This window comes from Rhodomicrobium sp. Az07, from assembly GCF_018619475.1.
GTDB lineage: Bacteria > Pseudomonadota > Alphaproteobacteria > Rhizobiales > Rhodomicrobiaceae > Rhodomicrobium.
Window position 1 is genome coordinate 1 of record NZ_JAHFZG010000018.1, and the last position, 19,258, is coordinate 19,258.

14 protein-coding genes are annotated in these 19,258 nt (G+C 61.1%); 13 read left to right on the forward strand and 1 reads right to left on the reverse strand.

Annotated features, from left to right (window positions below; genetic code table 11):
* The 12 genes from KKP04_RS12770 to KKP04_RS12825 form a co-directional block, all read left to right on the forward strand.
* Positions 1-675 (forward strand): TPM domain-containing protein (locus tag KKP04_RS12770; protein ID WP_371818801.1); only part of this gene is annotated, 675 nt, incomplete at its 5' end.
* Between the two features lie 155 nt (positions 676-830).
* Complete coding sequence (locus KKP04_RS12775) at positions 831-1,604, forward strand: ferredoxin--NADP reductase (protein ID WP_215031963.1); 774 nt, start codon at positions 831-833, stop codon at positions 1,602-1,604.
* A gap of 154 nt (positions 1,605-1,758) precedes the next feature.
* Positions 1,759-3,672: an extracellular solute-binding protein gene (locus KKP04_RS12780; RefSeq protein ID WP_371818802.1), complete on the forward strand. Its 1,914-nt coding sequence runs from the start codon at positions 1,759-1,761 to the stop codon at positions 3,670-3,672.
* The gene (locus tag KKP04_RS12785) at positions 3,669-5,528 is read left to right on the forward strand and encodes an extracellular solute-binding protein (RefSeq protein ID WP_215031966.1); all 1,860 of its coding nucleotides are present in this window, start codon (positions 3,669-3,671) and stop codon (positions 5,526-5,528) included. The genes KKP04_RS12780 and KKP04_RS12785 overlap by 4 nt, the downstream gene beginning before the upstream one ends.
* A gap of 454 nt (positions 5,529-5,982) precedes the next feature.
* Positions 5,983-7,089, forward strand: coding sequence for a microcin C ABC transporter permease YejB (locus KKP04_RS12790; protein ID WP_215031969.1), 1,107 nt, complete (start codon positions 5,983-5,985; stop codon positions 7,087-7,089).
* A 3-nt stretch (positions 7,090-7,092) separates the two neighbouring features.
* Positions 7,093-8,235, forward strand: coding sequence for an ABC transporter permease (locus tag KKP04_RS12795; protein ID WP_215031973.1), 1,143 nt, complete (start codon positions 7,093-7,095; stop codon positions 8,233-8,235).
* A gap of 4 nt (positions 8,236-8,239) precedes the next feature.
* On the forward strand, positions 8,240-9,910 hold the full coding sequence (locus KKP04_RS12800; RefSeq protein ID WP_215031976.1) for an ABC transporter ATP-binding protein: 1,671 nt from the start codon (positions 8,240-8,242) through the stop codon (positions 9,908-9,910).
* Positions 9,911-10,064: 154 nt separating this feature from the next.
* Positions 10,065-12,152 (forward strand): 3-hydroxyacyl-CoA dehydrogenase NAD-binding domain-containing protein, encoded by a 2,088-nt coding sequence (locus tag KKP04_RS12805; protein ID WP_215031979.1) that lies wholly within the window; start codon positions 10,065-10,067, stop codon positions 12,150-12,152.
* A 92-nt stretch (positions 12,153-12,244) separates the two neighbouring features.
* Complete coding sequence (locus KKP04_RS12810; RefSeq protein ID WP_215031982.1) at positions 12,245-13,018, forward strand: SDR family NAD(P)-dependent oxidoreductase; 774 nt, start codon at positions 12,245-12,247, stop codon at positions 13,016-13,018.
* Between the two features lie 5 nt (positions 13,019-13,023).
* Positions 13,024-14,073: a phosphotransferase gene (locus KKP04_RS12815; RefSeq protein ID WP_215031985.1), complete on the forward strand. Its 1,050-nt coding sequence runs from the start codon at positions 13,024-13,026 to the stop codon at positions 14,071-14,073.
* A 34-nt stretch (positions 14,074-14,107) separates the two neighbouring features.
* Positions 14,108-15,910 (forward strand): DUF262 domain-containing protein, encoded by a 1,803-nt coding sequence (locus KKP04_RS12820; protein WP_215031988.1) that lies wholly within the window; start codon positions 14,108-14,110, stop codon positions 15,908-15,910.
* A 10-nt stretch (positions 15,911-15,920) separates the two neighbouring features.
* Complete coding sequence (locus KKP04_RS12825) at positions 15,921-17,174, forward strand: acyl-CoA dehydrogenase family protein (protein ID WP_215031991.1); 1,254 nt, start codon at positions 15,921-15,923, stop codon at positions 17,172-17,174.
* A gap of 15 nt (positions 17,175-17,189) precedes the next feature.
* Here KKP04_RS12825 and KKP04_RS12830 read toward each other — a convergent pair whose 3' ends face one another.
* Positions 17,190-17,699, reverse strand: coding sequence for an NUDIX domain-containing protein (locus tag KKP04_RS12830; protein ID WP_215031994.1), 510 nt, complete (start codon positions 17,697-17,699; stop codon positions 17,190-17,192).
* 140 nt (positions 17,700-17,839) lie between these two features.
* On the opposite strand from KKP04_RS12830, the gene KKP04_RS12835 reads away from it, so the two are divergent.
* On the forward strand, positions 17,840-19,213 hold the full coding sequence (locus KKP04_RS12835) for a carotenoid oxygenase family protein (protein ID WP_215031997.1): 1,374 nt from the start codon (positions 17,840-17,842) through the stop codon (positions 19,211-19,213).
* Positions 19,214-19,258 lie beyond the last annotated feature (45 nt).

Sequence of the window (19,258 nt, forward strand, 5' to 3'; positions counted from 1 at the left end):
GTGGCGGGGATTTCGGCGGCGGCGGCGCATCCGGCGACTGGTAGGGGAGGCAAACACATGATTTCGCACGCCGAGCAAAAGGCCATCGAACACGCCATCGCCGAGGAAGAAGCGCGCACCTCGGGCGAGATCGTCGTCGTGATCGCGCGGGCGAGCAGCGACTATTATTATGTGCCGTATATGTGGGCGGCGCTTGTCGCGCTCGTCGTTCCGTGGCCGCTGATTCACTGGACGTGGATGCCGGTGCAGACGATCTACATCATCCAGCTCGGCGTTTTCGCGGCTCTGGCGCTCCTCCTGCATTATCCGTCGCTTCGCTATGTGCTTGTTCCGGCGAGCGTTCGCCGCCAGCGCGTACATCAGCGCGCGGCGCAGCAATTTGTCGCGCAGGACATTCACACGACGGCCGGGCATACGGGTGTGCTCGTTTTCGTGTCGCAAGCGGAGCGCCGCGCTGAAATCCTCGTCGACGCGGGCATTCACGAGAAAGTGCCCGACGCGGAGTGGAAAAAGATCGTCGACCGGCTAACGGATCGGATCGGGCGGGGCGAGCCTGCGGCGGGCCTTGTGGAAGCGGTTCACAAGATCGGCGCTCATCTTGCAACCCATTTCCCTCCAGATGCGGCAAAAGAAAACCTTTTGCCCAACCACCTTGTCATGTTAAACGCGGAATAATTCCAGCAAGCGGCGTTCGTCGCAGCTACAAATTCCCGCCGCCATATTGTCTCCGCATAGCAGCCATGCTATCTGCGGCGCGGCAGAGAATTGACAGCCATGTAATATGGCTCAACTAACGACACCGGCATCATCTCGACAGGGAAGTTCTGCAAATGGGCGCGTTCTACGAAGAAAAAGTCTTGGCCGTGAAACATTGGAACGGCGACCTTTTCACCTTCCGGACCACGCGCGATCAGACATTCCGCTTCCGCAACGGCGAATTCACGATGATCGGCCTCAAGGTCGACGGCAAGCCGCTGCTCCGCGCCTACAGCATGGCCTGCGCGAACTACGACGACACGCTCGAATTCTTCAGCATCAAGGTGCAGAACGGCCCGCTGACCTCGCGCCTTCAGCACATCAAGGACGGCGATACGATCCTCGTCGGCAAGAAGGCCACGGGCACGCTCGTCATCGACAATTTGAAGCCCGGCAAGCATCTGTATCTTCTGAGCACCGGCACGGGCCTTGCGCCCTTCCTCAGCATCATTCGCGATCCCGACACCTACGAAGCCTACGAGAAGATCGTCCTCGTTCACGGCGTGCGTCAGGTGAACGACCTCGCCTACAATGAATGGCTCACGAGCGAACTGCCGCGCGACGAGTTCCTCGGCGAGGTGGTGCGCGAGAAGCTCGTCTATTATCCCACGGTCACGCGCGAGCAATATCGCAACATGGGCCGCATCACCGATCTCATGGTGTCCGGCAAGCTCTACAGCGACATCGGCCTGCCCCACCTCAACCGCGATGACGACCGCGTCATGATGTGCGGCAGCCCGGCGATGCTCGCCGACATCAAGACGCTGCTCACCGGCCTTGGCTGGGAAGAAGGCAATCACGGCGAGCCGGGCGACTTCGTGCTCGAAAAGGCGTTCGTCGAAAAATAGAGGCGGCGCGCCCTCCTCGCTATCGCATCGCAGCCCCGGAGCGTTCGCGCGGCCGGGGCTTTTCGCGTCCGGGCGCGCGATTTCGTCGTCGTCCACAGGCTTTGCAAGGTCGCGCCCCGCATGAAGGATCTTTAAGTGGAAGCGGGCATGCTGCGTGTCTACCTTCAAAATAGCTGAAAAGAAGGTCGCAAGCCTCATGCCCCATTTCGTGCATTTGCTGTTCGCCGCGCTGATCGGATTTGCCGTCGCCGCGCCCGCGTTCGCCGAGCCTGAAAAGCACCACGCGCTTTCGCTGGTGCGCGAGCCGAAATATCCGGCCGATTTCAAGCATTTCGACGGCGTCAATCCGCAGGCGCCCAAAGGCGGCACGGTTCGGCTCGCCTCCGCCGCGCCCTATGACAATCTCAATCCGGCGGTCTTTCGCGGCAACATCGCGCCGGGCATGTCGCGCGGCGCGGACCTCGTTTTCGAAGCGCTCATGATAACGTCTCGTGAGGAAGGCTCCACGCAATACTGCCTTCTGTGCGAGTGGGTCAGCTTCCCGGAAGATCGTTCGTCCGTCACGTTCAAGCTGCGGGAAGGCGCGCGCTGGCACGATGGCGTGGCCGTAACCCCGGAAGACGTGATCTTCAGCATGGACGTCGCGAAGGGCAAGGATCCCGAGACGGGCGCGCCCTGGCAGCCGCTCCTTGCGCAGTATTACAAGAACGTGGTCAAGGGCGAGAAGACCGGCGTGCATGAGGTGACGTTCACCTTCGATGTCTCCGGCAACCGCGAATTGCCCTTCATCGTGGGCGAACTCGTGGTGTATCCCAAGCACTGGTGGGAGGGCCGCGACGAAAGCGGCAACGCGCGCGACATCTCGAAAACTTCGCTCGAACCGCCCTTGGGCTCCGGGCCCTACAAGGTGAAGGCGACGCGGCCGGGCGAGTGGATCGCCTTCGAGCGCGTTCCCGCCTATTGGGGCCGCGACCTTCCCGTGCGCGCGGGCGAGAACAATTTCGACACGCTCGAATTCCAGTATTACGGCGATCTGAACGTGTCGATGGAGGCGTTCAAGGCCGGGCAATACGACTTCCGGCGCGAGTCGAGCGCGAAGACATGGGCCACGGCCTATGATTTCCCGGCATTGCGCGAGGGGAAGGTGGTCAAGCGCGAAGTAAAGCTTGAAACGCCGAAACCGATGCAGGGCTTTGTGTTCAATATCCGCCGCCCGAAATTCGAGGACGTCCGCGTTCGCCGCGCGTTCAATCTGGCTTTCGACTTCGAGTGGACGAACCAGAACCTTTTCTATGGCCAGTACACGCGCACGAACAGCTTCTTCGAGGGGCAGGAACTCGCGGCCAAGGGTTTGCCTTCGCCCGCCGAGCTTGAGCTTCTGGAACCGCTGCGCGACAAGATCCCGCCGGAAGTGTTCACCGAGGAATTTCGGAACCCGGTGAACAAGGACCCGACCGATTTTCGCACTAATCTTCGTCAGGCCGCCCGCCTTCTGAAGAAGGCGGGATATAACGTCGTCAACAACAAGCTGGTAAGTCCGACGGGCGAGCCGTTCACGGTGGAATTTCTCATTGCATCCGAGACGTTCCAGCGCGTGATCCTGCCCTACGTGGAGAACCTTCGCAGGCTCGGCATCGACGCGAATGTGCGGCTCGTGGATTCCACCGAGATGAAGCGCCGCGAAGACACGTTCGACTTCGACATCATCGTGAGTGTCTTCGCGCAATCGGAATCGCCCGGCAACGAGCAACGCGAATTCTGGAGTTCGGCGGCCGCCGACCAGACCGGAAGCAACAACCTGATCGGCATCAAGAACCCCGCCGTCGACGCTCTCGTCGACAAGATCATTTTCGCGCCGAACCGCGACGCGCTCGTCACGGCCTGCCGGGCGCTCGACCGCGTCCTTCTCTGGAGCGCTTTCGTTATTCCTCAATGGCACTCGGCAACGGAGCGCATCGCCTACTGGAACAAGTTCGGCTCGCCTAATCCCCTGCCGAGGATCACAATCGGCTTCCCCGATGTTTGGTGGTTTGACGCTGAACTCGCCGCAAAGAACGGTTTGAAATGAGGACATATGAGGCTCCCAGGCTGCCGCACGCGTGGCGCGGACGCGCGTTTGTCGCCGCGCTCTTTTCAATGGCGATGCTCGTCTTCGCGGTAACCGCAGATGCGGCGGAGCGCACACACGGGCTTTCCTCCTTCGGCACGCTGAAATATCCCGCCGAGTTCAAGCACTTCGACTATGTGAACCCGGACGCCCCGAAAGGCGGACGGCTGGCGACGATGCCGACGAGTTCGATCAACACGTTTAATCACTTCAACGCCTACATTTTACGCGGCGACGCGCCGGAAGGCGTCGGCGTCCTGTTCGACTCGCTTATGGCGCGCGCGATGGACGAACCCGACGCCGTTTATGGCCTTGTCGCGCATTCGGCCGAAGTGGCGGACGACAGGCTGTCGGCGACGTTCTACCTTCGCCCCGAGGCGCGCTTTCGCGACGGCAGCCTGCTCACGGCGGATGACGTGGTGTTCACGCTCGACAAGCTGAAGAAGGACGGCCATCCGCGCTATCAGATGATGCTGCGCGATGTCGTGAGCGCTGCGGCGGTCGACCCGCAGACGGTGCGCTACACTTTTAAGGGCGATAACCTGCGTGACCTGCCGCTTATGGTGGCGCAGTTGCCCATCTTTTCGAAGGCTTTCTACACGGCGAACGACTTCCTGAAGGAAAGCCTCGACCCGCCGCTCGGCTCAGGCCCCTACGAGGTGGGCGAGTTCCGGCAGGGCACCTTCGTCAGTTACAATCGCCGCAAGGACTATTGGGCCGCCGATCTGCCGGTCAATCGCGGGCGGTACAATTTCGATACGATCCGCTTCGAATATTATCGCGACCGCGCGGTGGGCCTCGAAGCGTTCAAGGCGCGCGCCTACGATCTGCGCGAGGAATTCACCTCGAAAAGCTGGGCCACCGAATATGATGTGCCCGCCGTCCGCGAAGGCAAGATCGTCAAGCTGACGCTGCCGGATGGCCGCCCTTCCGGCGCGCAGGGCTTTTTCCTCAACACGCGTCGCGAAAATCTCGCCGATAGCCGCGTTCGCAAGGCGCTCGACTACGCCTTCGACTTCGAGTGGACGAACAAGGCGCTGTTCTTTGGCCTTTACACCCGCACGGCGAGCTACTTCGAAAATTCCGACCTGAAGGCCGAAGGCAAGCCGTCTGACGCCGAACTTGCCCTGCTCGAACCGTTCCGCGAAAAGCTTCCGCCCGAGGTGTTCGGCGAGCCGTATACGCCGCCGGTCACCGATGGTTCGGGCCGCTTCCGACCGAGTATTCGCGAGGCATCGCGACTTCTCGACGGGGCAGGCTGGAAGCTCGACGGCGGCGTGCGCAAGAACGCGAAAGGCGAAACGCTCGACCTTGAGTTCCTCGTTGACGATCCCGTTACCGAGCGCATCGTCGGCCCCTACGCGGGCAGGCTCTCCGACCTCGGCGTGAAGGCAACGCTTCGCCGCATCGATCCCGCGCAGGAACAGGAGCGGCTCCGGCGCTACGATTTCGATATCAGCACGCAGCGCTATTCCCTCTCGCAGACGCCCGGTCCGGAGGTTCGCGCGTTCTGGAACAGCGAGGCGGGCAAGGAGGACGGCAGCTATAATCTCTCCGGCATTGCCGATCCTGTCGTTGATGCGCTGATCGACAAGGTGCTTGCCGCGAAAAGCCGCGACGAGCTGCGCACCGCGTGCCGCGCGCTCGACCGCGTGTTGCGCGCCGGGCATTACTGGGTGCCGCAGTGGTACAAGGCTGCGCACCACATAGCGATGTGGGACAAGTTCGCGCGTCCCGCCGTCAAGCCCGCATACGATCCGGCCATTCTCGACACATGGTGGATCGACGCGGAGAAGGCCGCCAAGCTCGGAGGATAAGCGAAAGGGCGGACAGAGAAAGCCGCGCGTGCGTGCGCCTTTGTCGGCGTGTCGCTTCGAAATGCAAGTCTATCCCTTGCGATTGCGAGCAGCTTTCCATACGGTGTTGGGCACAACCGACAAACCCCGGACGGCAATGCTTCAGCCTATGCTTGCAACACACTGAAAGTCGTTAAGAGGATCTTACCGCCGTTTACCATAGTGGAGATATATGGGGTGGCCGCAAGTGTTTTGGCGGACATAGTCTCGCGCCGCGCAAACGCCGCCTCAGCCCGTAAAGGATGGGGCAAGCACCGAGGCGCACCATGGGGCTGAACGCGCGCCCGTACGCGCCACGTGACGCCGCAAGGACCGACCGTCGCGGCTTGAGAATTCAGCGGGTGCGATCCGCCGCAGAGCCGCGAACGAAGTCGCCGCCAGCGGAGGCCGCGCCAAGCCAAGCAACAAGGGAAAGATGACCGCATATATCGTCCGACGCCTGGCCCTGATGATCCCCACGCTGCTCGGCATCATGCTGATCAGCTTCATCATCATCCAGTTTGCCCCCGGCGGCCCGATCGAGCGAATCATCGCGCAACTTCAGGGCACGAATGTCGATGCCACCGCGCGCATCGGAGGCTCCTCCACCGGCGACTTCTCGAAAATGGCCGCGCCCGGTCAGGATGCGGGTGGCGGTGGCTCCTATCGCGGCGCGCGCGGGCTCGACCCCGAGCTTATCAAGAGCCTCGAAAAGCAGTTCGGCTTCGACAAACCGCCCGTCGAGCGCTTCCTGCACATGATGACGAGCTACCTCACCTTCGACTTCGGCCAGAGCTATTTCCGGGATGTCAGCGTGCTCCAGCTCATCAAGGAAAAGCTGCCGGTGTCGATCTCGCTCGGGCTATGGCTGACGCTTCTCACCTATCTGATCTCGATCCCGCTCGGCATCCGCAAGGCGGTGCAGGACGGCTCGCGCTTCGACGTGTGGACATCGAGCGTCGTCATTATCGGCTATGCGATCCCAAGCTTCCTGTTCGCGATCTTCCTCATCGTTTTGTTCGCTGGCGGCTCTTTCCTCGACTTGTTCCCGCTGCGTGGCCTCGTCTCCGACAATTTCGCGCAGCTTTCGTGGCCTGAAAAGATCCTCGATTATTTCTGGCATTTGGCGCTGCCCATCACCGCGATGGTGATTTCCTCGCTCGCGACCATCACCTTCCTGACAAAGAACTCGTTCCTCGACGAAATCAGGAAGCAATATGTGATGACGGCGCGCGCGAAGGGCCTCACCGAAACGCGCGTGCTCTACGGCCACGTGTTTCGCAACGCGATGCTGCTCGTGATTTCGGGCTTTCCGGCGGCGTTCATTTCGGCGTTCTTCACCAACGCGCTCCTGATCGAGACGATCTTCTCGCTCGACGGGTTAGGCCGCCTCTCCTTCGAGAGCGTCCTGAACCGCGATTACGCGGTGGTGTTCGCCACGCTCTACATCTTCTCGGCCATCGGCCTTTTGCTCAACCTGGTGTCGGACCTCGTTTACACATGGGTCGATCCGCGCATCGATTTCGAGACGAGGGAGGTCTAGGCCATGGACATTCGCGTCGACCGCGCGCCAGACGCTCCCGAAGAAACAGGCCCTGCGGATGCCGCCGCGCCCGTGACGCAGAAGCGCGGCCTGTTCCACCTCTCGCCGCTCAACCAGCGGCGATGGTGGATCTTCAAGTCGAACAAGCGCGGCTTCTACAGCTTCATCCTTTTCACGGTGCTGTTCTTCGTGACGTTGTTCGCCGAGTTCGTCGCGAACGACAAACCCTTCCTCGTGAAGTACGACGGCGCGATCTATACGCCGATCTTCAAGATGTACACGGAGAAGCAGTTCGGCGGCGAGTTCGAGACCGAGGCCGATTACCGCGATCCCGAGGTGAAACGCCTCATCGAAGAGAAGAACGGCTGGATGGTGTGGCCGCTCATCCCGTATAGCTACCGCACGATCAAGCTCGACCTGCCGGTGCCCGCGCCCGCGCCGCCATCGTGGGAAAACTGGCTCGGCACCGACGATCAGGGCCGCGACGTGCTCGCGCGCGTGATCTACGGCTTCCGCATCTCCGTGCTGTTCGGGCTGTTCCTCACCATTTTCTCGGCGCTGATCGGCGTGACGCTCGGCGCGATCCAGGGCTATTTCGGCGGCTGGACCGACCTTCTCATGCAGCGCTTCATCGAGATCATCGGATCGCTGCCACGGCTTTACATCCTCCTGATCCTGTCGGCGATCCTCGCGCCCGGCTTCTGGTGGCTGTTGTTCATCATGCTCCTCTTCGAGTGGACGGCCTTCGTCGGCCCCGTGCGCGCGGAGTTCCTGCGCGGCCGAAACTTCGAATATGTGCGAGCGGCGCGCGCGCTCGGCCTGTCGAACGTGCAGATCATGTTCAAGCACATCCTGCCGAACGCCATGGTCGCGACCGTCACCTTCGCGCCGTTCATCCTCGGCGGCGCGATCACGGCGCTGACGGCGCTGGATTATCTCGGCTTCGGCCTGCCGCCCGGCTCGCCGTCGCTCGGCGAACTTCTCCAGCAGGGCAAGCAGAACCTGCAAGCGCCGTGGCTGGGCTTGACCGCGTTCTTCACCATCGCGCTGATGTTGAGCCTGCTCGTCTTCGTAGGCGAGGCCGTGCGCGATGCGCTCGACCCGAGGAAGACCATGCGCGTGAACCATGTCGCGACGGGGAGCTAGGCCGATGACCGAAACGCAAGCGACACAGACAACGCCCGTCGAAACCGCTCCGGCAGAAGCGCCGTTGATCGAAGTGCGGAACCTCGCGGTGAAATTTTCCGGCACCGCGCCGGACGTTTTTGCCGCGCGCGATGTCTCCTTCGACATCAACAAGGGCGAGACGCTCGCGCTCGTCGGCGAGTCGGGCTCCGGCAAGACCGTGTCGGCGCTTTCGATCCTGCGCCTGCTGCCCGTGGGCGACGCGACGAACCCCATCGGCGAAATCTGGTTCGAGGGGCAGGATCTTCTGAAGGCGAAGGAAGCGGACATCCGCCGCGTGCGCGGCAACCGCATCTCCATCATCTTTCAGGAGCCGATGACCTCGCTCAATCCGCTTCAAACGGTGGAGACGCAAGTCAGCGAGGTGCTGAAGGTCCATAAAGGCATGTCGAACACGGCGGCCCGCAAGCGCACGCTGGAACTCCTAACCAAGGTCGGCATCCGCGACCCCGAAAGCCGCCTCGGCGCTTATCCGCACCAGCTTTCGGGCGGCCAGCGCCAACGCGTGATGATCGCCATGGCGCTCGCGAACGAGCCGGACCTGCTCATCGCGGACGAGCCGACAACCGCGCTCGATGTGACCATTCAGGCGCAGATCCTCGACCTGCTGAAAGACCTTCAGCGCGAACTCGGCATGGCGCTGCTGCTCATCACGCACGACCTCGGCATCGTCCGCAAGATGGCGGATCGCACCTGCGTGATGAAGGACGGGCTCGTCGTGGAGCGCGGCGCGGCGGAGGAGGTGTTCACCAACCCGCAGCATCCCTACACGAAGCAGCTTCTCGCCGCGCAACCCAAAGGCGAAGCGCCGCCGCTCGACGAAACCGCGCCCGTTGTGCTGAAGGCCGACGACCTGAAGGTGTGGTTTCCGATCAAGCGCGGCTTCCTGCAAAAGACGGTCGATCACATCAAGGCGGTGGACGGCGTGTCCTTCAAGCTGCGCGCCGGGCAGACGCTCGGCATCGTGGGCGAGTCGGGCTCCGGCAAGACGACGCTGGGCCTCGCCATGCTGCGGCTCATTTCGAGCGAGGGAAAGATCGTCTACGCTGGCCAGCGCATCGACGGGCTGAAGTCGCGCGAGATGCGGCCGCTCCGGCGCGAAATGCAGATCGTGTTTCAAGACCCGTTCGGTTCGCTCAGTCCCCGCCTTTCGGTCGGCCAGATCATCGAGGAAGGGCTGCTCATCCAGAACCCCGACATGAGCCGCGAGGAGCGCCGCGCGCGCGTTTCGGCCGCGCTGGATGAAGTCGGGCTCAACCCCGAGTGGCAGGATCGCTACCCGCATGAATTCTCCGGCGGCCAGCGTCAGCGCATCTCAATCGCCCGCGCCATGATCCTGGAACCGCGCTTCCTCATGCTCGACGAGCCGACAAGCGCGCTCGACGTTTCGGTGCAGGCGCAGATCGTTGACCTCTTGAGCGGCCTCCAGAAGAAGCGCGGCCTCGCCTATCTCTTCATCAGCCACGACCTCAAGGTCATGCGCGCGCTCGCGAGCTACGTCATCGTGATGCGCAACGGCGTGGTGGTGGAGGAAGGACCGACGAGAGAGATTTTCGAGCATCCGAAGAGCGATTATACGAAGGCGCTCATCGCTGCCGCGCTCGATCATCGCACGCTCGCGGTTCAGGCGGCCTAGGTGACAAACTCCACGTCGCATTCCGAGCCCCGCGCGTTCTGGCATGCGCTGGCGTAGCGCGACCCGTTGGACGTTGACGGTTCCCTCCCGCAACCGGTAATGTTCGGAGTGGCCGAACAATAAGACGAACACAACGATTCCCCCGGGAGAAATGATGGCCCGAAGTCTCGTAACATACGAAACGAAGGACGGCGTCGGTGTCATCACCGTCGACAATCCGCCGCTGAACGTCGTCTCGAACGAAGTGCGCGACGGCCTCATGCTCGCTATCGGCAAGGCGGAGGCGGACCCGGCCGCGAAAGCGGTCGTCCTGATCGGCGCCGGACGAAATTTCGCTGCGGGCGCGGACATTTACGAACTGACGCATCCCTATTCGGGCGCGGACATCAATGACATCTGCGCCGCCCTCGAAGATCTGCCGAAGCCCGTCGTGGCGGCGCTTCACGGCACCCCCGTCGCGCGCGGCCTCGAGGTGGCGCTGGCCTGCCATTACCGCATCGCCGCAAAGGACGCTTTCCTCGGCCTGCCCGAAGTGAAGGTCGGCCTTTTGCCCGGCGGCGGCGGCACGCAGCGGCTGCCGCGACTCGTCGGCGCGAAGCCCGCGCTCGATATGATCATATCCGGCGACCTCGTCCCGGCGGCGAAGGCCAAGCTGATCGGCCTCGTCGACGACGTGGTCGACGGAGATATCCTGTCCGCCGCCATCGCCTTCGCGAAATCGAAGGCTGTCCTGTCGAAGCATCCGAAAACCCGCGAACAGAGCGCGAAGATCGCTCCGGATCGCGGCTCGCATCTGTTCGAGTCGCGACGCGACGAGCTTCGCCGCCGCCAGCCCTTCCAGCACGCGCAGTTCCGCTGCGTCGACGCCGTCGAAAGCGCGGTGCATCTGCCGTTCAGTCAGGGGCTGAAGCGTGAGCGCGAACTCTTCAACGAAGCGCTCGACGACGATCAGAGCAAAGCCCTGATCCACACGTTCTTCGCCGAACGCGAGGCCGCGAAGATCCCCGGTTTCCGCACCGACCTCACGCCGCGCGACATAAGAAGCGTTGCGGTGGTTGGTTCGGGACACATGGGCGGCGGCATCGCCATGGCCTTCGCCAATGCGGGCTTTCCGGTGATCGTGCTCGACCGCGATCAGGCGGCGCTGTCACGCGGGCTTTCCGTCGTCGCGAAGAACTATGAAAGCATGGTCCGGCGCGGCCGCCTCGATCAGCCCGGCATGAACAAGCGCCTCAGCGCGATCCGAAGCACAGTCAATTACAAGGATCTCGCCGACGTCGACCTCGTGGTGGAGGCTGCGTTCGAGGATATCGGCGTCAAGGAACAGGTGTTCCGCGACCTCGACCGCACCTGCAAGAAGGGCGCGATTTTCGCGTCCAATACCTCGACGCTCGACATCGACGAAATCGCAAGCTTCACGCGGCGTCCCGGCGACGTGATCGGCATGCATTTCTTCTCGCCCGCAAACGTGCAGCGTCTCGTCGAAGTGGTGCGGGGCAAGCAGACGAACGCGGACGTGCTCGCCACCGCGTTGTCCGTGGCGAAGAAGATCGGCAAGATCGGCGTCGCGGTCGGCAATTGCGACGGCTTCGCGGGCAACCGCATGCTGGAGAAATATGTCACCGAGGCGATGATCATCCTCGAAGAGGGAGCGACTCCCGCCGAGGTCGACAATGCGCTGACGCGCTGGGGCCTTGCCATGGGGCCGTTCGCCGTGTTCGACCTGACCGGCATCGACGTCAACTGGCACATCCGCCAGCGCCGCCTGAAGCAGGGCAAGCCCTATGGATCGGCGTTGCTGGACCGCTTCTACGATGCGGGGCGCTTCGGGCAGAAGACCGGCAAGGGCTTCTATCGCTACGAATCCGGAAGTCGCGCCCCGCTTCCCGACCCGGAGGCGGACGCGATCATCGAAGCTTATCGCGGGGAAGTTGGCCCGCGCGTGAAATCGGTGTCCGAGCAGGAAATCGTGAAGCGCACGGTTTACGCGCTCGTGAACGAGGGGGCGAACATCCTCGATCAGGGCGTGGTGTATCGCTCCGGCGACATCGACACGATCTATATCAACGGTTACGGCTTCCCTGCCTGGCGCGGAGGCCCGATGAAATACGCGGAGTTGCGTGGTCTCGCCGAGGTGCTGTCCGACATCGACATTTTTCACATGCGCTTCGGCGACCGCTGGAAGCCCGCGCCGCTCCTCAAGTCGCTCGTCACCACGCGCAAACCCACATGGCCGCGCTGACGATGCAAGCGACCCTCCCGAACGGCGCGGACGCCGCTTCGCACAAATAACAAGGTGGCGGCAAAAGACCGCCTCAACATTGGGGAAACGTCATGGGCCTGTTCGACCTTTCGGGCCGCGTCGCCGTGATCACCGGATCGTCGCGAGGCATCGGTCGCGCCATCGCGCTGGAAGCGGCGCGAGCGGGCGCAAGCGTCGTGGTCTCGTCGCGCAAGATCGATGCTTGTCAGCGTGTCGTCGATGAAATCCGCGAAAGCGGCGGTCGCGCGACGGCTGTCGCCTGCAATGTCGGCGTCAAGGCGGATCTCGAAACGCTTGTCGCGCATGCGCTGCGCGAATATGGCCGCATCGACGTGCTCATCCCGAACGCCGCCATCAACCCCGCTTATGGTCCGTCGTCCGAGGTGTCGGATGAGGTGTGGAACAAGGTTCTGACCACGAACCTCACCGCGACCAACTGGCTGTGCCAGCTCGTGCTGCCGGGCATGGCGGAAAACGGCGGCGGCTCGGTGATCCTGCTGTCGTCCATCGTGGCCACCGTCGGCGCGGCCAATATCGGCGTCTATGCGATTTCGAAGGCCGCAGAAGCGCAACTCGCTCGGAATCTCGCGGTGGAGTGGGGGCCGCGCGGCATCCGCGTGAATTCCATCGCGCCCGGCGTGGTCAAGACCGATTTCGCAAAGGCTTTGTACGACAATCCGAAGGCCGCGGCGACGGTCGCGCACATGACGTGCCTCAAGCGCCTCGGCGAGCCGGAAGACATCGCGGGCGTGGCCGTGTTTCTCGCATCCGACGCCGCGCGCTACATCACAGGCCAGTTCCTCCTCGTGGACGGCGGCGCATCCATCTTTACCCCCATCGGGTGATCACCATGGCAGAACTCATTGACATTCCCGAAGGCCATCGTTTCGACGAAGCGAAGCTCCGACATTACCTCAAGCGGCATCTTCAGGATTTCGTGGGCGATCCGACGATCCAGCAATTTCAGGGCGGCCAGTCGAACCCGACCTTCCTCATCACGACCGCATCGCGGAAGTACGTGCTGCGGAAGCAGCCGCCGGGCAAGCTCCTGCCCTCCGCGCATGCCATCGACCGCGAATATCGCGTGCAGATGGCGCTGAAGGACACGCCCGTCCCTGTGGTCTCGATGCAGCTTTTCTGCGAGGACCCGTCCGTGATCGGGACGCCGTTCTACGTCATGGACTATTACCCCGGCCGTATCTTCGCGGACAACAAGCTGCCGGAACTCAATCAGAACCAGCGCCGCGCGGTTTACCTCGCCTTCGCCGAGACGTTGGCCGCGATCCACGAGGTGGATTTCCGCGCGCTGGGCCTTGCCGATTTCGGCCGCACCGATGGCTACGCGGCGCGGCAACTCAAGCGCTGGACCGAGCAATACGAGGCGTCGAAAACCGGGCCGAACGACGCGATGGACAAACTCATCGCGTGGCTCAACGCCAACCTGCCCGCCGAGGATGAGCCCGCGCTTACGCATGGCGACTATCGGCTGGACAATGTCATGTTCGAACTCGACGCGCCGCACGTCATCGCGGTGCTCGACTGGGAGCTTTCGACGCTGGGCAACCCGCTGGCGGATCTCGGCTATGTCTGCATGGCCTACCGCACGCCGAAGGAATTGCCGATCCTGAAGGGCCTCAAGGGCGTGGACCTTAACGCGCTCGGCATCCCCTCGGAGGATGAAATCGTCGCCGCCTATTGCCGCCGCGCGGGCCGCGACAGCGTGCCGGACCTCACCTTCTTCATCGCGCTGTCGTTCTTCCGCTTTGCGGCCATCGCGCAAGGCGTCTATGCGCGCTTCCTGCAAGGCAACGCCGCCGACAAGCGCGCGCCGCTGGCCGAGCAGGCCGCGCAAGTGCTCGCGCGGGAGGGCTGGAAGATCGCGGCGAACGCAAATATCTAGAACTTTAAATTCGAAAAAATTATAAGGCTTTGTTATGACCAATAAATTGAGTGCCACACAGGAATTGACTGTCAGGGGCGACACAATAGAGACTGTATATCGCAACTACCGAAGTGAGAAATACTGGGTAAATCGTCGCTACCAGAGAAAATTGATTTGGACTCTTGATGAGAAGAGAAGCTTTATTGACTCAATTATAAGAGGATATCCCGTTCCTATAATTTTACTTGCGGAGAATGCTGGACGCGACCCATCGGCTTACGAAATCATAGACGGCATGCAGCGATTAAATTCAATAGTATCGTTCTTGGAGAACGAATTTTCTGTAGATGGCTGTTATTTCGACCTGAATGCGATGGCTGGCACAAAAGAATTACTAGATAGAAATCTAATAAAACAAAAGTCACCGGCGTTAGATAGGAATATCTGCGTTCAGATAGCCACTTATTCTCTACCTGTATCTATTTTTGAATTCAGCGAACCATCCGCTGTCGACGAAGTTTTTCGTAGGATCAACTCCGGAGGTAGAAAACTCTCCCGGCAGGAGCTGCGGACAGCAGGCGCAACGGGTCATTTTGCAACGGCCGTGCGCAAGATAGCCGCGCAGGTTCGAGGAGATGAGAGCTATTCGGACTCCCTTAGCCTAAATAAGATGGCCAAGGTCAGCATTACGAATAGAGACTTAGATTATGGCATACCAGTTGAAGAGATCTTCTGGGTTAATCAAAATATACTTACAAAAGAACAAGTTAGGGAGAGTCGAGACGAGGAGATAATCGCCGATATTGTCGCGTATATGGTGTTGCCCCAACCTCCTGCATCGCGCTCTGAGCATTTTGATGATTTTTACGGCGTAACAAAATCTGATGCATCTCAGAAAAGATTTTCGGAAATCGAAGCTGCTGTACAACAAAGATCCGTGGAACTTGTGATACACGACTTCAGGCGTGCGCTGGATGAATTGCGTGTTACGCTGGAGGCGTCGAAAAGAACATTCGGACAGTTAATGTTTGAACAACGGCCAGATAGAGCGCCTAGATATTTTCAGGTCGTGTTTCTCGCTTTTTACAAGTTAATTATTAGAGATGCACTTGAAGTGTCAAACAGAGATCTGCTTATATCAAGGATGAATAACGGCGCTAACAACATCACGATTCCCGAGGGAGGACGCTGGGGCGGGGATGATCGGCATGCAAAAGTTCAATCTATTTCTGGTCTATACAGGGAAGCATTCGAACCAGCTAGCGGCGATAGCGATCCTGCAAAAATCCATTGGATTACACAGTTAAACAACTTGCTCTCGCAATCGCTCACCGAGCAATCGTATTTCGATTTTAAGCAGGGCTTTTTGCGCCTTGATGGAAGCCAAGCTTTCGACGAAGAAAGCTTCGAGAAAATTCTGAAGACGTGCGCTGCAATAGCTTGCATTCGGAAAGGACGAAAAGGGTACGTAATCGTTGGCGTTTCCGACAAGCAAAGTACGACCGAAAGGATATGCACTCAGTATAATATAACTCCGAGGAACCAGCTTGGATTTTCTGTTTCCGGCGTAAACCATGAATGGACGGCGTTGGGAAAGACGCCTGACCAAATGTTTCAAATGATAACTGACAAGGTTGCAAATTCGAGGCTTTCGAGCCCACTTAAGGAGTATATTGCGAGACATATTAAATCGGTCCAGTATTATGATAAGACGGTTTACGTATTTGAAACCGAGGGGCAGGAGGATGTAAGCCACTATGATGGTGAATTCTATGATCGACGAGGAAATCAATTGGAGGTCGTTTCAAAGGATCGATTATCGCAATTCATTCGCCGTTATCTGGCTGGAGGCTAGCTGAACTACGATGGCGGACATCCTTCAGCTTTCGCCGAAAGCCGCCGACTACAAGGCGCGGCTCGAACGCTTCATGGACGAGCACGTCTACCCGAACGAGGCCGCGCTGTTCGAGACGGCGGACACGCAGGCGGATCGCTGGGAGCCGCTCGCGCTCATGGAAGAGCTGAAGGCGAAGGCGCGCGCGGAGGGGCTCTGGAACCTGTTCCTGCCGGATAGCGAGCTTGGCGCGGGCCTCTCGAACCTCGATTACGCGCCGCTTGCGGAAATCATGGGCCGCTCGCACTGGGGGCCGGAAATCTTCAACTGCAATGCACCCGACACCGGCAACATGGAAGTGCTGGTCCGCTATGGCACGGAAGAACAGAAGAAGCGCTGGCTGAAGCCGCTGCTCGACGGCAAGATCCGCTCCGGTTTCGCGATGACCGAACCGAAGGTTGCATCGTCCGACGCGACCAACATCGCGATTTCCATCGTCAAGCACGGCGACGACTACGTCATCAACGGCCGCAAATGGTGGACGTCCGGCGCGGGCGACAAGCGCTGCAAGATCCTCATCCTGATGGGCAAGACCGACCCGGACAATCCCGACCGCCACCGCCAGCAATCCATGATCCTCGTGCCGATGGACACGCCGGGAGTGAACAAGGAGCGCATGCTGCCGGTGTTCGGCTATCTCGACGCGCCGCACGGCCACGGGCAGTTGAGCTTCCACAATGTCCGCGTGCCGCAGGAGAACGTCATTCTCGGCGAGGGACGCGGCTTCGAGATCGCGCAGGGCCGCCTCGGGCCGGGCCGCATCCACCATTGCATGCGCACCATCGGCCGAGCCGAGCGTGCGCTCGAAAAGATGTGCCGCAGGCTCGACGCGCGCGTCGCGTTCGGCAAGCGCATCTCCGATCAGACCGTGTGGATGGAGCGCATCGCGGAAAGCCGCATGGCGATCGATCAGGCGCGGCTGCTCACGCTCAAGGCCGCGTATATGATGGACACGGTCGGCAACAAGGCCGCGCAGGCCGAGATCGCGATGATCAAGGTCGTCGCGCCGAACATGGCATGCAAGGTGATCGACTGGGCCATTCAGGCGCATGGCGGCGCGGGCGTGTGCGACGATTTCGGCCTGCCGTATGACTACGCGACGATCCGCACGCTTCGCATCGCGGACGGCCCCGACGAGGTGCATCGCAATCACATCGCGAAGATCGAGCTTCGGAAATATCGCGATCCGGGCGTCGAGCGGCATCGGAAGCAGTCGGCGGATTGATCGCAACGCGCGAGCCTAAAGATAGAACCGCGTCACGAGAGCCGACAGATCGCCCTTCGCGGCCTCGCCCGCCTCGATGCGGTTGAGGATTTCGCGCGGCCTGAGCCAGAATGATTCGATGAAATCGTCCCGGTTGTAGTCGGGCGTTTCGTCGCCGCTTATCTCGTAGACCTTCATGAATTGGCGCGGGCGAACGCCGCCCGGTGCCGGACTGAGGTAGGCAAGAAGCCGCCACGGCACTTTTGCGATATCGATCCTGAGTTCTTCGAGCGTCTCGCGGGCGAAGGCTTCATCGTAGGTCTCGCCGCTTTCGACGTGGCCGCCGACGCTCATGTCGAGCGCGAGCGGAAAGATGCGCTTGTGCGCTGTTCGACGCGGGGTCCAGATCTCTCCTTTGCCGTTGACCAGGAAAGCGTTGATCACCCGAAAATTATGCAGATTTTCCGCATAGATTTCGGAACGCGGCCGACTTGCGACGACGATGTCGTTTTCGTCGACGAGATCGAGAAATTCATCCGTTTGCATACGGAACGATTTATCAGAAGTCGGTCGCCTTCTCAACAAATACTTACGTAGATCGCGTCGCGTTGCCTGTTTCGTTACAGGGCGCGGAACAATCGCGACGCGCGGCAGGTTGAATTGCGCGGGAGACACGTAGAGAGCCGATGCAGGATCGAGTTGAGCCGCCCTTCTGGATGCAAGGTAATTTCGCGCCGGTGACGGAAGAAATCACCGCGTTCGATCTCGCCGTCGAAGGCGCGATCCCGCCGGAGCTTTCCGGCCTGTACATGCGAAACGGCGCAAACCCGCGCCACGGTCAGTCGAGCCACTGGTTTCTCGGCGACGGCATGCTTCACGGCGTCGCGATCGATGGCGGCAAGGCGCAGTGGTATCGCAACCGTTATGTACGAACGCCGATCTTCGAGGGCGCGCCGCGCCATCCGCTGTCCGGCCTCGACATTCGTTACGCCCTTTCCAACACGAGCGTTGTCGCGCATGCGAACCGCATCATGGCACTCGTCGAGAACGCATTGCCCATGGAGATTTCGCGCGAGCTTGAGACGCGCGGCTTCAACGATTTCGGCGGCCGCCTCGAAACCCCATGCACCGCGCATCCGAAAATCTGCCCGACGACGGGCGAAATGCACTTCTTCGGCTATCGGGTGATCCCGCCATACCTCACCTATCACGTGGCGGATGCGGCGGGTGCGCTCGTCCGCAGCGTCGAAATCCCCGTGAAGGCCGCGACCATGATCCATGATTTCGCGCTGACGGCCCGCCACGCGATCTTCATGGACCTGCCCGTGGTGTTCGACATGCCGACGGCCATGGCGGGCAGCACGATGCCGTTTCACTGGAGCGAAAGCCACGGCGCGAGGCTCGGCGTGCTGCCGCGCGGCGGCGGCGCGGAGGGCTTGCGCTGGATCGATATCGAGCCGTGCTTTGTGTATCACGTGGCGAACGCCTTCGAGGAGGCGGGCGGTGCTATCGTTCTCGACGTAGCCCGCTATGACGAGCATTGGCGCGATGGGCCGAAGCGAAACGCCTTCGACACCGCCTCGCTCATGCGCTGGCGGATCGCGCCGGGAGCGACCCGCGCAGATGAAACGCCGCTCGACGACCGCAGCATCGAGTTTCCCCGCATCGACGAGCGCCGCACGGGATTACCCCACAACGCCGTCTACGCGCTCGCAACCGATGGCAGCCTCGCGGATGGCGTTTTCACCGAGCTTCTGAAATACGATCTGAAAACCGGCCGTGTCGACAGCCGCCGCTTCGACGGCGAACTCCCGAGCGAGTTCACCATGGTACCCGCGTCGGAGGCGGCGGGCGACGACGAAGGCTGGCTGATGGGCTACGTCTACGACCGCGCGCGTACGACGAGCGATCTCGTCATCCTCGACGCGGGCGACATCGGCGGCAAACCCGTCGCCCGGATACGGCTGCCGGTTCGAGTGCCCCAAGGCTTTCATGGAACATGGATCGCGACGGAGATTCAAGGCGGGCACCGCACCGCCATGAAAACGCCCAGCCTTTGATCGATGGTCGCGCCGGGGTTGAGGTTCGTTGCGGCGATTGCAGAA

Coding starts and splice junctions, on each gene's coding strand:
- KKP04_RS12775 (WP_215031963.1), top strand. CDS start 831: ATGGGCGCGTTCTACGAAGAAAAAGTCTTGGCCGTGAAACATTGGAAC.
- KKP04_RS12810 (WP_215031982.1), top strand. CDS start 12,245: ATGGGCCTGTTCGACCTTTCGGGCCGCGTCGCCGTGATCACCGGATCG.
- KKP04_RS12835 (WP_215031997.1), top strand. CDS start 17,840: ATGCAGGATCGAGTTGAGCCGCCCTTCTGGATGCAAGGTAATTTCGCG.
- KKP04_RS12795 (WP_215031973.1), top strand. CDS start 7,093: ATGGACATTCGCGTCGACCGCGCGCCAGACGCTCCCGAAGAAACAGGC.
- KKP04_RS12785 (WP_215031966.1), top strand. CDS start 3,669: ATGAGGACATATGAGGCTCCCAGGCTGCCGCACGCGTGGCGCGGACGC.
- KKP04_RS12805 (WP_215031979.1), top strand. CDS start 10,065: ATGGCCCGAAGTCTCGTAACATACGAAACGAAGGACGGCGTCGGTGTC.
- KKP04_RS12815 (WP_215031985.1), top strand. CDS start 13,024: ATGGCAGAACTCATTGACATTCCCGAAGGCCATCGTTTCGACGAAGCG.
- KKP04_RS12800 (WP_215031976.1), top strand. CDS start 8,240: ATGACCGAAACGCAAGCGACACAGACAACGCCCGTCGAAACCGCTCCG.
- KKP04_RS12820 (WP_215031988.1), top strand. CDS start 14,108: ATGACCAATAAATTGAGTGCCACACAGGAATTGACTGTCAGGGGCGAC.
- KKP04_RS12830 (WP_215031994.1), bottom strand. CDS start 17,699: ATGCAAACGGATGAATTTCTCGATCTCGTCGACGAAAACGACATCGTC.
- KKP04_RS12825 (WP_215031991.1), top strand. CDS start 15,921: ATGGCGGACATCCTTCAGCTTTCGCCGAAAGCCGCCGACTACAAGGCG.
- KKP04_RS12790 (WP_215031969.1), top strand. CDS start 5,983: ATGACCGCATATATCGTCCGACGCCTGGCCCTGATGATCCCCACGCTG.